Genomic DNA, 16,901 nt, shown 5'->3' on the forward strand with positions numbered 1-16,901 from the left:
GTTAAAAGAACCTGACTCCGTCAAGAATCAGTTCATGCCCGGCAGCTGAACTGTCGGTTTCACATCGTTCTGCACAACCGATGCCATCGGCGCCACGACGCCCTGGCTTTTCAGCAATGTGCCCATGTCCGCCTTGATGCGGTACTGGGTGTACGTCTGCAGGTTTTTCAGCTGCACCAGACGCTGTTGCGCGGTGAACAACTCGTTCTCGCTGTCGAGAAGGTCGAGCAGGGTACGCTCTCCCAGACTGAATTGCTGCTGGTACGAAGTACGCACGCTGTTGGCCCGCTCGACGTACTGCTGAGCGATCGGCACCTGGGCGTTGGCGTTGTTGTAGGCGTTCCAGGCCAGGCCCAGTTCTTCGTTCAACTGACGCAGCGCGTTGTTGCGGATATCCAGGGCCTGACTCGACAGGTACGACTTGGATTGCAGGTCAGCCTTGTTGCTGCCACCGGCGTACAGGTTGAAGCGCATGCGGACCATGGCTTCCCAGCCATTGTTGTGGCCTTCGTCGCCGCCAATGTTGTTATCGGCATTGCGGCCCAGTTCTGCATCGAAACGCGGGTAGTAATTGGACTGCGCCGAGGTGTACTGCTTTTCAGCGGCAACGATGTCAGCTTCGGCCGAGCGCAGCACCGGGCTGTTTTCCAGCATCTGGCGGCGGGCTTCGTTGAGATCGGCAGGCATCATGGCGAATGGCGACGGTGCTTCCAGTTGATCAGCTTCCAGACCAACGGCACTCAAGTAATTGGTTTGGGCGTCGGCCAGGTTGGTTTGTTCGGTGATCAGGTTATTACGGGCCTGTGCCAGACGGGCATCGGCCTGGTCCATATCGGCCATACGACCTACACCGCGGGAAGTGCGCAGTTTGATTTGGTCGTAAATACGTTCGTGGCTCTTCAGGTTTTCTTCGGCCAGCCGAACCATTTCACGTTGAGTAAGAACATCGAGATAGACCTGCGCAACTGTCAACGCGGTCCGTTCGGTTGTATTTAACAGCGAGTAAGCCCGGGAATTGGCGGTGGCTTGTTGACGCGCAACTTCGTTACTTGTCGCGAAGCCATCAAACAGCATTTGCTGGAGACGGATTTGCGACTCGCCGCGGTCCAGCGTCTGGTAATCGTGACGACCGGTCGAGGCACGGGTGCTTGGCGTATCGGAACCGGCCCGGCCGTAGCCCGCAGTGACATCGACACGCGGCAGGTAGCCGCCTTTTGCAGCACGGAGCGCGTAGTCCTGGGCGATACGGGCATTGATGCCGGCCTGCACCTCGGGATGCTCGTCCATGGCTTTCTGCATGGCGGACTGTAACGTCTGGGCCTGAACGAAACCGGCACAAAGGATGAGAGGTACAGCAGTGAAGAGGTGCTTACGCATTTTGGTGATTTCCCGAGAACGTACTTGTTCAAAATGCAGCAATACGCACTGCCGCATCGTAAAAATGGCCATTGAAGTGATCGTCTCGAGAGTGTTCTGAAGGGCGCTTGCGATCACACTGCAGAAATCCGCGATCTCATCAAATATCAATGTGACATTACGGAGGCGATTGTTTAGGATGTCGCCGAATAGGTCAATACTTTGGCAGAAAGTTAATTCCTGTGCCGACCTGCTGTTAATAAATTGACGCCAGATTACGAGCAACTTAATAAGTTCCCTAACTTGTTATCTGGCAATGAACAAATGCGAATCTTTACGTATTCCAGTAATGAAGCGGCGTTAGTTAAGGCCGGTCGGCATGATGGATACCAACTGAACGGTAATTTCGGAGAGTCACCCCCATGAGCAGTGTTGTTGCCATCGTCAAAAGCATTGTTGGCCAAGTCGTCGCAGTTTCCCCGGAAGGGATTCGTCGTGTGCTCATCGAGGGTGACCGGTTGTTCACCGGCGAGCAGCTTGAGACAGGCCCGGGAGGCGCAGTCACGCTGCAGCTTGCCGATGGCCGTCAGCTGGACATTGGCCGTGACAGCCAGTGGAGTGCCGACGCACCGGCGTCCACTACCAACCTTGCCGAAGCCAGCGCGCAAGCGGCGCCGTCAGTTGCCGAACTGCAGCAGGCCATCGCGGCCGGCGCCGACCCGACCAAAGACCTCGAAGCCACTGCAGCAGGTCCGCAAGCAGCGCCAGGTGATGGCGGCAACGCGGGCGGCGGCCACAGCGTGGTGATGCTCACCGAGACGGCGGGCGAAGTGAATCCGACCATCGGCTTCCCGACCAACGGCCTGGGGACGACGACCACGCCGCCACCTACGCTGAGCAACGGCCTGGCGATCGACAACGGCAACGGCAACGGCGGCACCCCCGTTGCGCCGCAACCGACGGGCACCCTGACACTGACCGCCACCCCGACGCTGACCGAAGCCGGCGGCGCGCTGGTTTACACGGCGAACGTCACTCAGGCACCGACGTCGGACCTGACGGTCACCCTGTCCAACGGTTCAACCATTGTCATTCGTGGCGGCGACACGTCCGGCTCAACCACTGTTCAACTGGCTGACAACAACACGCCGTACATCGACCCGTCTGTCATCAGCACCACGATCACTGGCACAACAGGCGGTGGCGGGCTGGTCGTGACGACCGATCCGACGCCGGCGGTGACCACCATCACTGACACCATCGACACCACCACGGTCAGCCTCAGCGCTGCGCCGACGTCTGTCGAAGGCACCTCGATCACTTACACCACAACGCTGACCAACCCGGCGCAGACCCCGGTCAACGTAACCCTGTCCGACGGTTCGACCATCACCATCCGTGCGGGCGAGTCCACCGGTTCGGTCGTCGTCGCGGCTCCAGCCAATGACGTCTACAACACCAACACCGTTATCAGCACCACGATCACCGGCGCGACCGGCGGCAACTTTGAAAGCCTGGTGCCCAACACGGCGCCGGCCGTGGTGCAGATCGTCGACACCATCGACACCACCGTTGCCAGCATCACCGGCATCCAGTCGGTGGTTGAAGGGCAGGCCGCCACGTACACCATTACGCTGAGCAACCCGGCGCAGACTGAAGTCACGATCAACCTGACCTACAGCGGCACCGCAGCCAACGGCACCGACTACACGCAAGTGGTCAGCGTGAAGATCCCTGCCAACAGCAGCAGCGTCACCTTCGACCTGAACACCCTTAATGACACGATCCCGGAAGGCGTTGAAAACGTCACCGTCGCGATCGGCGCCATCACCGGCGGCAACTTCGAGAACATCGTTGCCAGCGCGACCAATGGCAGCGTCACCACCACCATCATCGACAACGACGCTCTGCCGGTTGTCGATCCGAATGGCGGCGGTAACGGCACCAACAGCGAAACCACTTTCACCGAAGGCCAGGCCGGCGTTTCGATCGCCGACCAGCTGACCGTCACTGACGCCGACAGCCCGACCCTGCAAGGCGCGAAAGTCACCCTGACCAACGCTCAGGACGCCGACACCCTGGTGGTGGGCAGCCCTAACGCGAACATCGCGGTCACTACCGCCACCGTCAACGGCCAGATCGTACTGACCCTGACCGGTGCCGCCACCGCCGCCGAATACGAAGCCGTGATCAAGTCGATCACCTTCCAGAACAGCAGCCAGGACCCGAGCGTCGCGGACCGCACCATTACTGTGACCGTCAACGATGGCCAGAACGATTCCGTGCCAGCCACCAGCATCGTGCACGTCGTCGCTGTCAATGACGCCCCGACTGTCTCCTTCACCAGCACCGATTACGTCGAAAACGGCGCGCCTCAGGCACTGGTCAACAACCTGCAAATCGGCGACGTCGACGGCGGCCAGCTGAGCGGCGCGAAGATCACCGTGACTGGGGTTCAGGCCGAAGACCTGATTGCTTCGCCGTCCTTCCAGGGTGGCAACACCGGCACCACGGCGTCGGGCATCAGCTACACGCTGGGCAACGACGCCAACGGTAACGTCGTCATTCAGTTGAGCGGCAACGCCTCGATCGCCGACTACACCACGCTGATCAACTCGATCACTTACGCCAACAGCAGTGACGCCCCGATCACCACCCCGCGCGGCGTGACGATCGAAGTGACTGACGTGGACACCCACGGCACCAACAACCTGACGGGCAGTGCCACCGGCGAAGTCGACATCACCCCGGTCAACGATGCACCGACCGTCATCGACGCCTCGGGCAAAGGCGACGAAGACACCACCATCGCGGTCAAGCTGACCGGCGCTGACGTCGACGGCACCATCGACCACTTCAACCTGGTCACCCTGGCAGCCAACGGCACGTTCTTCGCCGATGCCGCCGGCACCCAGGCGCTGACCAACCTCAGCAACATCGCCGCCACCGCCAACGGCGCGACGATCTACTTCAAGCCGAACGCCAACTGGGCGGGCGACACCAGCTTCACCTATACCGCGGTCGACAATCAGGGCCAGACAGCCGGCGCGCCAGCGAACGGCATCATCAATGTCACGCCAGTGGCCGACGCGCCAATCGTCACCGTTGCCGACGCCCAAGGCGCCGAAGACACGGCGATCAAGCTGACCCTGAGCACCGCGCTGGTCGACACCGACGGCTCCGAATCTCTGGGCCCGTTGGTTGTGTCCGGCATTCCGGTTGGCGCCGTGCTGACTGACGGCACCCACAGCTACACCTCGATTCCGACAGGCGACGGCGCTGTTTACATCGACGGTTGGGACCTGAACAACCTGACGATCACCCCGCCGAAAGACTTCAACGGCCCGATCACCCTGCAAGTGAGCTCAACCTCGACCGAAGGCGCCAACAAGGATTCGGCCACCACGACACAGTCTCTGACCGTCAACGTGACGCCCGTGAACGACGGCCCGGCGGTCAACTTCGACAGCACGACCTATACCGAAAACGGTGCGCCGGTCGCGCTGGTCAACAACTTCAGCATCACCGACATCGACAGCACTCAGCTGAGCAGCGCGAAGATCACGCTGACCGGTATTCAGGCTGAAGACCTCGTTGTGTCCCAGTACTACAAAGGCGGCACCACCGGTGTTACCGACCTGGGCATCACCTACACCCTGAGCAACGACGCCAACGGCAACATCGTCATCGACCTGACGGGCAATGCCTCGGTCGCCAACTATGAAACCCTGATCAAGTCGCTGACTTACGCCGACAACAGCGAAAACCCGAGCACCGTACCGCGCGGCGTGAGCATTTCCGTCACCGACCTGGACGCCAACGGCACCACCAACCTGACCGCCGTGCACGACGGCCAGATCAACGTGATCGCCGTCAACGACGCGCCGACCGTCAACGCAGCATTGGGCAAAGGCGACGAAGACACCGCCATCGCGGTCAAGCTGACCGGCGCTGATGTCGACGGCACCATTGACCACTTCAACCTGGCCACCATGGCCGAGCACGGCAAGTTCTACGCCGATGCCGCCGGTACTCAGGAGCTGACCAACCTCAGCAACATCGCCGCCAGCAACAACAGCGCGACGATCTACTTCAAGCCGAACGCCAACTGGGCGGGCGACACCAGCTTCACCTACACCGCGGTCGACAATCAGGGCCAGACAGCCGGCGCGCCAGCCAATGGCATCATCAACGTCACGCCTGTGGCCGACGCGCCGATCGTGACCGTTGCCGACGCCCAAGGCGCTGAAGACACGGCGATCAAGCTGACGCTGAGCACTGCACTGGTCGACACCGATGGCTCCGAATCCCTGGGCCCGCTCGTTGTGTCCGGCATTCCGGTCGGCGCCGTGCTGACTGACGGCACCCACAGCTATACCTCGATTCCGACAGGCGACGGCGCTGTCTACATCGACGGTTGGGATCTGAACAACCTGACGATCACCCCGCCGAAAGACTTCAACGGCCCGATCAACCTGCAAGTGAGCTCGACCTCCACCGAGCTGACCGGCCAATCGGCCACCACGACTGTGCCCCTGACTGTCACCGTCGGGCCGGTCAACGACGCACCGACCGTCACCTTCACCAACCCCGACTACGTCGAAAACGGCGCACCTCAGGCATTGGTCAGCAATCTGCAGATCGGCGACGTCGACAGCGCACAGTTGAGCAGCGCGAAGATCACGCTGACCGGCATTCAGGCTGAAGACCTGATCGTTTCCCAGTACTACAAGGGCGGCAACAGCGGCACCACCGACCTGGGCATCAGCTACAACCTGAGCAACGACGCCAGCGGCAACATCGTTATCGATCTGATCGGCAAGGCGTCGATCGCTGACTACACCACGCTGATCAACTCGATCACATACGCCAACAGCAGCGACAACCCAAGCACTGCCCCACGTGGCGTGACCATCGAAGTGACCGACGTTGATGCCAATGGCACCAACAACCTGTCGGGCAGCGCCACCGGTCAAATCGACGTGACCGCGGTCAACGATGCGCCGATAGTCAACGCCGCTACGGGTGCAGGCAACGAAGACACCCTCATTGCCGTCAAGCTGACTGGCTCTGACGTCGACGGCACCATTGGCCACTTCAACCTGGTCAATGCGCCTGCACACGGCACCTTCTTCTCGGACGCGGCCGGCACCCAGCCGCTGACCAACTTGAGCAACATCGCCGCGACCAACAACGGCGCGACGATTTACTTCAAACCGGAAACCAACTGGGCGGGCGACACCAACTTCACCTACACCGCGGTCGACAACCAGAACCTACCAGCCGGCACTCCGGCGACCGGCACCATCAATGTCACACCTGTGGCTGATGCCCCGATCGTCACCGTCACCAACGCCCAGGGCGATGAAGACTCCGCGATCAAGATCAGTGTCGGCACTGCACTGGTCGACACCGACGGTTCGGAAAGCCTGAGCGGCTTGACCGTGGGCGGCATTCCGGTCGGCGCTGTGCTGACCGACGGCAAAAACAGCTACACCTCGATCCCGACCGGCGACGGCAAAGTCATCATCGATGGCTGGGACCTGACCAAGCTGACCCTGACGCCACCGGCTGACTTCAATGGTTCGATCACGCTGCAAGTGAGCTCGACTTCAACCGAGCTTACAGGCCAGAAAGCGACCACAACCGAGTCGCTGACCGTTAACGTCACGCCAGTCAACGACGCGCCAGTGGTCAACTTCGACGGTACGACGTACACCGAAAACGGTGCACCGGTTGCGATCGTCAACAACTTCAGCATCACTGACGTCGACAGCACTCAGCTGAGCAGCGCGAAAATCACGCTGACCGGTATTCAGGCTGAAGACCTGATCGTTTCCCAGTACTACAAAGGCGGTACGTCTGGCGACACGAGCCTGGGCATCAAATACACCCTGAGCAACGACGCCAACGGCAATATCGTTATCGATCTGGTTGGCAAGGCTTCGGTTGCCAGTTACGAAACCCTGATCAAGTCGATCACCTACGCCGACAACAGCGAGAACCCGAGCACCGCGCCACGCGGCGTGACCATCGCTGTGACCGACGCTGATGCCAATGGCACTAACAACCTGACCGTCGTACACGACAGTCAGATCAACGTCATTTCCGTGAACGATGCGCCGGTAGTCAACGCCGCTACGGGTGCAGGCAACGAAGACACCCTCATTGCCGTCAAGCTGACTGGCTCTGACGTCGATGGCACCATTGGCCACTTCAACCTGGTCAATGCGCCTGCACACGGCACCTTCTTCTCGGACGCGGCCGGCACCCAGCCGCTGACCGACTTGAGCAACATCGCCGCGACCAACAATGGCGCGACGATCTACTTCAAGCCAACCGAGAACTGGGCGGGCGACACCAGCTTCACTTACACCGCGGTCGACAATCAGGGCCTGCCTGCGGGCGCGCCAGCCAACGGCATCATCAACGTCACGCCGGTGGCCGATGCCCCGATCGTCACCGTTGCTGACGCACAAGGTAATGAAGACTCCGCGATCAAGCTGAACGTAAGCACCGCGCTGGTCGACACCGATGGCTCGGAATCTTTGGGCCCGTTCGTGGTGTCCGGTATTCCAGTGGGCGCTGTGCTGACTGATGGCACTAACAGCTACACCTCGATTCCGACAGGCGACGGCGCGGTCTACATCAATGGTTGGGACCTGACCAAGCTGACCCTGACGCCGCCGGCTGACTTCAACGGCCCGATCACCCTGCAAGTGAGCTCGACCTCCACCGAGCTGACCGGCCAATCGGCGACCACGACCCAGTCGCTGACCGTTAACGTCACGCCAGTCAACGATGCGCCAGTAGTCAACTTCGACGGTACGACGTACACCGAAAACGGTGCACCGATCGCGATCGTCAACAACTTCAGCATCACTGACGTCGACAGCACTCAGCTGAGCAGCGCGAAAATCACGCTGACCGGTATTCAGGCTGAAGACCTGATCGTTTCCCAGTACTACAAGGGCGGTACGTCTGGCGACACGAGCCTGGGCATCAAATACACCCTGAGCAACGACGCCAACGGCAATATCGTTATCGATCTGGTTGGCAAGGCTTCGGTTGCCAATTACGAAACCCTGATCAAGTCGATCACCTACGCCGACAACAGCGAGAACCCGAGCACCGCGCCACGCGGCGTGACCATCGCTGTGACCGACGCTGATGCCAATGGCACTAACAACCTGACCGTCGTACACGACAGCCAGATCAACGTCATTTCCGTGAACGATGCGCCGGTAGTCAACGCCGCTACGGGTGCAGGCAACGAAGACACCCTCATTGCCGTCAAGCTGACTGGCTCTGACGTCGACGGCACCATTGGCCACTTCAACCTGGTTAATGCGCCTTCACACGGCACCTTCTTCTCAGACGCGGCCGGCACCCAGCCGCTGACCGACTTGAGCAACATCGCCGCCAGCAACAACGGCGCTACGATCTACTTCAAGCCGGAAACCAACTGGGCAGGTGATACCACCTTCACCTACACCGCAGTCGACAACCAGAACCTGCCAGCCGGCACTCCGGCGACCGGCACCATCAACGTCACGCCAGTGGCTGATGCCCCGATCGTCACCGTCACCAACGCCCAGGGCGATGAAGACTCCGCGATCAAGATCAGCGTCGGCACTGCACTGGTCGACACCGACGGTTCGGAAAGCCTGAGCGGCTTGACCGTGGGCGGCATTCCGGTCGGCGCTGTGCTGACCGATGGCAAAAACAGCTACACCTCGATCCCGACCGGCGACGGCAAAGTCATCATCGATGGCTGGGACCTGACCAAGCTGACCCTGACGCCGCCGGCTGACTTCAACGGTTCGATCTCCCTGCAGGTGAGCTCGACGTCTACCGAGCTGACCGGCCAATCGGCAACCACGACCCAGTCCCTGACTGTAAACGTCGCGTCGGTGAACGATGCGCCTGTGGTCAACACAGCCACCGGCAATGGCAACGAAGACACACTCGTTGCGGTCAAGCTGACCGGCTCTGACGTCGACGGCACCATTGACCACTTCAACCTGGTCACCACGCCTGCCAACGGCACGTTCTTCTCCGACGCTGCCGGCACTCAGCCGCTCACCGGCACCACCAGCATCACGGCCACTGACAACGGCGCGACGATCTACTTCAAGCCGGACACCAACTGGAATGGCAGCACGCCGTTCACCTACACCGCCGTTGACAACCAGGGGCTGGCGTCCACCACCCCGGCAACCGGCACCATCACGGTCACCCCTGTCAACGACGCGCCTGTGGTCAACTTCGGCAGCATCACCTACACCGAAAACGGTGCACCGATCGCGATCGTCAAAGACTTCAGCATCACCGACGTCGACAGCACTCAACTGAGCAGCGCGAAGATCACGCTGACCGGTATTCAGGCTGAAGACCTGATCGTTTCTCAGTACTACAAAGGCGATAACAGCGGCGATACCGGTCTGGGCATCAAGTACACGCTCAGCAACGACGCCAACGGCAACATCGTTATCGATCTGGTTGGCAACGCTTCGGTCGCCAACTACGAAACCCTGATCAAGTCGATTACCTACGCCGACAACAGCAACAACCCGAGCACCACACCGCGCGGCGTGACCATCGCTGTGACCGACGTGGATGCCAACGGCACCAACAATTTGACCGTCGTTCACGACAGCCAGATCAACGTGATTTCCGTCAACGATGCGCCGGTAACCAAGCCAGCGTCGGCCACGGGCGACGAAGACAACACCGTCGCGGTCAAACTGACCGGCACCGACGTCGACGGCACCATTGACCACTTCAACCTGGTCAACCTGGGTCAGCACGGCACGTTCTTCGCCGATGCCGCAGGCACTCAGGCACTGGACAGCACCAGCGTCATCAAAGCGACCGGCAACAGCGCCACCGTCTACTTCAAGCCGGTCGGCGACTGGAGCGGCAGCACCAACTTCACCTACACCGCCGTCGACAACCAGGGTCAGGCAGACACCACACCGGCCACCGGCACCATCAAGGTCAATCCGGTCACCGACACCCCTGCCCTGTCCCTCGTGGACGACCAGACCGTGGCTTCGCTGAACGTGAACGGCGCGACCACGACCGTGATCGGCAACATCGGCAGCGGCGCGTGGCACACCGACAACAGCGGCGGTACCGTTGAAATCCGCACCCCAGGCACCTACGGCGTTGCCGGTAACAGCAACAACAGCCAGGTGCTGGAGCTGGAGCGCAACAGCGGCGACCCGAGCAACCTGTACACCAATATCGACGCCAAAGCCGGCGCGACCTACACCGTTTCGCTCGATTATTCGGTCCGTGCAGGTGCGGTCGACAACTCGCTGATCAACGTCTTCTGGGGCGGCAAGCTGGTCGGCACGCTGACCAATACCGTAGTGGGTCTGAAGACCTACACGTTCGACGTCCCGGTCACCACCGACGGCAGCGCGAAGCTGGAATTCAAGGCCGGCGACGCGAACTCCCTCGGCGGCGTGATCAACAACATCAGCGTCACCGAGCACCTGAACAGCGGCCTGGAAGACAACGCGATTCTGCTGTCGACCATCAAGGCAGCGACCACCGACGTCGACGGTTCCGAAACCCTGACGGTCAGCATGAAGGGCATTCCGGTCGGCGCTTCCCTGAGCGACGGCACGCACACCTTCAACGCCACCGCCGGTGCAACCGCCACTGACGTGACCGATTGGGATCTGAGCAAACTCAAGCTCACCCCGCCGGCCAACTTCAGCGGCGACATCGCTCTGACCGTTACTGCCACCGCCCAAGACGGCGCAGCGGCTCCGGTCAGCAAAGACCTGACGTTCAACGTCCATGTGGCACCGGTGGCAGACGCCCCGACCGTGATCGCACCTGCCGTCACCGGCCCGGAAGACACGGCCATCCACCTGAACATTGGCACCGCGCTGGTTGATAACGACGGTTCCGAAAGCCTGACCCACCTGACCGTTTCCGGCGTTCCGGTCGGTGCTGTTGTCACCGATGGCACACACAGCTACACGTCGACTGCCGGCGGCAACGGCACGGCGGCGCTCGACGGCTGGGACCTGACCAAGGTCACTATCACGCCACCGGAAAACTTCAACGGCCAGATCAACCTGACCGTCAACGCGACGTCCACCGAACTGAACGGACCGTCCGCGACGACCCAACAGCCGCTGACCGTCAACGTGACGCCAGTGAACGACGCACCGGTCGTGAATTTCGGCAGCATCACCTACACCGAAAATGACGCACCGATCGCGATCGTCAAAGATTTCAGCATCACCGACATCGACAGCACCCAGCTGAGCAGCGCGAAGATCACGCTGACCGGTATTCAGGCTGAAGACCTGATCGTTTCCCAGTACTACAAAGGCGATACCAGCGGGGATACGGGCCTGGGCATCAAGTACACGCTGAGCAACGACGCCAACGGCAACATCGTTATCGATCTGGTTGGCAAAGCTTCGGTTGCCAACTACGAAACGCTGATCAAGTCGATCACCTACGCCGACAACAGCGATAACCCGAACACCGCGCCACGCGGCGTGACCATCGCGGTGACTGACGCCGATGCCAACGGCACTGACAACCTGACGGTGGTTCACAACAGCCAGATCAACGTGATCGCCGTGAACGACGCGCCAGTCATCGGCCACACCGGGACAGGCAAAGAGTTCGGCAACACCTGGAACGAAACCGCCGTCGGTGGCGATGTCACCGCGCCGGGCAAAGGCCCAGGTCAGATCGCTCGCGATTTCACCCTGAACGACGCCGACAGCACCACGCTGAAAAGCGCGACCGTCACGCTGACCAACTTCAAAGACGGCGACGTCCTGAATGTCGGCAAACCGGGTGCCCTGACCTACACCGTCAGTGACGTAAAAGACGCTTCCGGTGCAGTGACCGGCAAAACCATCACGTTCGGCGCAGGCACAGCTGCCCAGTACCAGACGGCGATTCAGTCGATCACCTTCGACAACACGTCCCATGACCCGTCGAAAGTCGACCGCATCATCAACATCAGCATCGACGACGGCAGCGCGGTCAACAACATCGCGTCCACCACCTCGACGATCCACATCACCACGGTCAACGATGTACCGACCGTGAGCACCGCATCGGTTGCCTTTACTGAAAACGACGCGGCGGTCTCGATCGTCAAGAACCTGAACCTGGCCGATGTCGACAACACCACGTTGAGCAAGGCCGTGGTGTCGGTCGACGTGAAGGCGGGCGACGTACTGACCTTCACCGGCACTGCGCCGAAAGGCGTCAGCGTGGTGGAAACCCACAACGATGCAGGCCTGGTGAACGGCTTCAAGATCAACGGCATCGCGACCATTGACCAGTACAAGGCGCTGATCCAGTCGATCACCTTCAACAGCCCGGGCGATAACCCTCAGGCGGGTGACCGTGCCGTGACGGTTCAAGTGACCGACTCCGGCGCCAAAGGCGACGGCACCGGTACGCAGGATTCGCTGGTTGCCGGCAGCAAGATCTCGGTCACCGCCGTGAACGACGCGCCCGTCATCGGCCACACCGGCGATGGCAAGGAATTCGGCAACACCTGGAACGAAACCCTGGTCGGCGGCGATGTCACCGCGCCGGGCAAAGGTCCAGGCCTGATTGCTGCAGACTTCACCCTGAAAGACGCCGACAGCCCGACGCTGCAAAGCGCCACTGTCACGCTGACCAACTACAAGGCGGGTGATCTGCTGGCGATCGGCAACACCGCCGGCCTGAGCGTCACCACCACCGACATCGTCACCAACAACGTGGTGACCGGCAAGGTCATCACGTTCGGTGCGGGCACGGCGGCTCAGTACCAGACGGCGATCTCGTCGATCACCTTCGACAGCACGTCCCACGACCCTGTCAAAGACGACCGCATCATCAACATCAGCGTCAACGACGGCAGCGCCACCAACAACATCGCCAACACCACGTCGACGATTCACATCACGACGGTCAACGATGTTCCGGTGGCCGACGCCACGACCGGCAGCGGCAACGAAGACAGCCCGGCCATCGCCGTGACGCTGAGCGCGACCGACGTGGACAGCAAAATCGACCACTTCAACCTGGTCGACATGGCCGCACACGGCACGTTCTACGCCGATGCGGCGGGCAAGGTCGCGTTGACCAGCCTGAGCAACATCGTCGCCGTCGGCAACGCTGCAACGGTGTACTTCAAGCCAGCCGCCGATTGGGCGGGCAGCACGTCGTTCACCTACAAGGCCGTCGACGATCAGGGGCTGGCGAGTTCGGTCAAAGCCACCGGCACCATCAACGTGGCGCCTGTCGCCGACCAACCGCTGGTGACGCTGGGTTCCGGCGTCGTTCAGTCGACCGGTCTGGTGAAGGACGTCTACGTCGGCACATTGAAGAACATGGGCACCGACGGCAACGGCGCCAACGAAGCGACCATCAAGGCCGGCTTCAACACCACTGTTGCGTCGACCTCCCACACCGTCGCCACCGCTGCACAGGACTCTTCCGTCGCGGTCGGCACCGGCACCAAGCTGTCCGGTCTGGTCTACATGGAGGCCGGCCACACCTACACCTTCTCCGGTACTGCGGACGACAGTCTGTTGATCACCGTGGCGGGCCAGACTGCGGCCAACGCCACATGGGGTGCGGGCGGCAAGATCCAGAGCGCGGGCTTCACGCCGACGGAGTCTGGCTACTACACCCTGGACATCTACCACTACAACCAGGCGGGCCCGGGCAGCTACAGCATCAACCTGGTCGACAAGACCATCAGCACCGGCGCGACTCAGACCGTGGCCCTGAACGGCAGCAACGTGCTGCTGTTCGCAACGGTCGATGACCTCAAGGCTTCCGGCCTGAACGTCTCGCCGTTGCACGAAGGCACGGTTGGCAGCGGTGAGGGTTATTACACCGGTTACGAGCTGAACCACGGCACCGAAGGCGCCGCGATCAAGCTGAGCCCGGTCAAAGCGGTATTCGGTGACAGCCTCGACGGTTCGGAGACTCACGTCACGACCCTGAGCGGCGGCGCACCGGCCGGCTCGATCCTGACCGACGCCGCAGGCCACACGGCCACCGTGACGACCCACGTCGAAAACGGCAAAACCGTGATGGACACGATCGACGTTAGCCAATTCGACCTGTCGACGCTGAGCATCACCACGCCTGACTACTTCAGCGGCAAGTTCACGCTGAACGTCACGGCGACGGCGACCGAAGCAAATGTGCCAGGCGTCCCAAGCGCCGTGGCCAGCGCCAGCGACAGCAAGGCGATCACCGTTACCGTCGAGCCTCAGACCTACACCTCGAGTGAAGGCCTGGCCGGCACCGACCCGACGCCAATCAACGGCACCACCGGCGGCGACATCATCGTTGGCGACGTCAGCGGCACGACCATCGTGCAGGGCAAGAGCTACAACATCGCCTTCATCGTCGACAGCTCGGGCAGCATGGGCAAAACCCTCGACACGGCGAAGACGCAGCTGCAGTCGGTCTTCGAGAAACTGGCGAACGGTGCTCAAACGGCCAACGCCGGCAAGATCAACGTGCTGCTGGTGGATTTCGACACCAACGTGCGCTCGACCGTGTCGGTGGACATGTCTGACAAGGCCGCTGCGCTGAAAACATTGGCCGCTGCTCTGGCGACCATGACATCGGGCGGTACCACCAACTACGAAGATGCCTTCAAGACCACCGCAAACTGGTTTGCCGGCTTGAACAGCACCAACCCGACGGGCGAGAACCGCACGTACTTCATCACCGACGGCGAGCCTAACGTTTACCAGAACACCAGCACGGTGCTCGGCACGGTGAGCGGCACGGCCATCACGCTGGCGACCGCGCTGGACAGCTGGCATCTGGGCAGCACTTACACCGTGAACGGCAAAGTCGCCATCGACACCGTCGGCCACGTTTACAGCTACGCCAGCAACAGCAACGGCACACTGGTGGGCACGCTTGCCAGCCACGCCGACGGCAAGGGCGGTCAGGAATACAGCCTGAATTCTCCTGAAACCAACGGCAGCAGCGTTGTCTTGGCTGAAGCAGACACCGGTTACGCACTGCTGCTGAAGCAGTCGCCAACCATCGAAGCGATCGGCCTGAACTCGTCCGTCAAAACGAGCACGCTCGATCACTACGACAGCGATGGCCATTCGCTGAACAACGTCAACGCCGACGATCTGGCGAAAGCGGTACTGGGCGACCAGAAAGATATCGCGCCGGGCAGCGACACCCTCAACGGTGGCGAAGGCAATGACATCCTGTTCGGTGATCTGATCACCTACAACACACAGGGCGGCATCACGGCGCTGAAGGCGTTCGCAGCAGATACCTTGCACGTGAATGTGTCGACCATCGATGACAAGACGCTGCACTCGTTCGTGACCAACAACCTTGATGCGGTGGCTCACCTGACCAACTCGTCGTCGACGTCCCAGGACGGCAACGACACCCTGCTGGGCGGCAATGGCAACGACATTCTGTTCGGCCAGGGTGGCGACGACATCCTCAACGGTGGCAACGGCAACGACATTCTGATCGGTGGTAAAGGCAACGACATCCTTACCGGTGGCGCAGGTGCCGATACATTCGCCTGGAAAGCAGGCGACACCAACAGCGGTGGCTTTGACGTGATCAAGGACTTCAACAAGGGCGAAGGCGACCGGATCGACCTGCGTGACCTGCTGCAAGGTGAAGACACCGACACCCTCAGCAAGTACCTGCAAATCACCAACGATGGTCATGACACCATTCTGCAAGTCAGCACCACCGGGCAGTTCGCGTCGAATGTCACTGCGGCTGCCGCGGCGACCACGGCCGATGTGCACATCAAGGTGGAAGGCGTGACCTGGAGCAATGCCATGGTCAACTCGCTGGTGAGCGGTGCGGATCCGACCATCAAAGTCGATCACCACTGATAGCTGAGTCGCGAGAGCTGTTGTACTGTGCTGGCAGCCGTCCCTGACGGTTGTCAGCACTGTTACTCCCTGAGGAATGAGCCATGTTTTACGTTCAGCGCGATGCCGATGGAACGCTAGTTCGCGTGGAAGCAACGGCCTTTGCCGAAGCGAGCGAGCAACTGCCGCCCGATGACCATCAGGTACAAGCCTGGTTTGCCAACGAAGTGGTCGAGAAGAGTCTGATCCAGCTCAAGTCCAGCGACATGGACATGATCCGGGTACTGGACGACTTGATTCAGGTCCTGACCAGCAAAGGCATCCTCAACATCACCGACCTCCCCTCCGCCGCACAGGCGAAATTGATGGATCGAACCCAGGCCCGGGAAACACTGGGCGGCCTGAGCGACCTGATCAATGATGATGAACAACGGCTGATCTGAAGGCCGTTTTTTCGTTCATACCTTCCTTTGAAGACCTGCTGTCTCGATCTCACGCGTTCCCTGGGGTTCTGACACCCTGCTGTCTCCCAGCGGATGGTGCTCGTCTGGGAATAGGCTTTGAAGTGGTCAACTTTTTCCGGACACCTCAATCGGTGATTGTCAGGCCGCTTGCCGCTCGTACTGATTGGGCGTCATGTTGCCCAACGTCGAGTGCAGTCGCCCCTCGTTA

The 16,901-nt window shown here is 60.9% G+C and carries 3 protein-coding genes; 2 read left to right on the forward strand and 1 reads right to left on the reverse strand.

Translation table 11 applies throughout. The annotated features are described in order from the left end of the window. Positions 1 to 27: 27 nt before the first annotated feature. The gene (locus QWI20_RS24825; RefSeq protein ID WP_192174598.1) at positions 28 to 1,377 is read right to left on the reverse strand and encodes a TolC family outer membrane protein; all 1,350 of its coding nucleotides are present in this window, start codon (positions 1,375 to 1,377) and stop codon (positions 28 to 30) included. 401 nt (positions 1,378 to 1,778) lie between these two features. Between QWI20_RS24825 and QWI20_RS24830 the strand changes: the two genes are divergently transcribed. Beyond that, positions 1,779 to 16,250: a retention module-containing protein gene (locus QWI20_RS24830; RefSeq protein WP_369307656.1), complete on the forward strand. Its 14,472-nt coding sequence runs from the start codon at positions 1,779 to 1,781 to the stop codon at positions 16,248 to 16,250. 83 nt (positions 16,251 to 16,333) lie between these two features. Next, entirely contained in the window at positions 16,334 to 16,672 is a 339-nt protein-coding gene (locus tag QWI20_RS24835) for a tryptophan synthase subunit beta (RefSeq protein ID WP_237259869.1), read from the forward strand. The last annotated feature ends 229 nt before the right edge of the window (positions 16,673 to 16,901 follow it).

Source organism: Pseudomonas sp. W2-17 (assembly GCF_041060445.1).
Lineage (GTDB): Bacteria > Pseudomonadota > Gammaproteobacteria > Pseudomonadales > Pseudomonadaceae > Aquipseudomonas.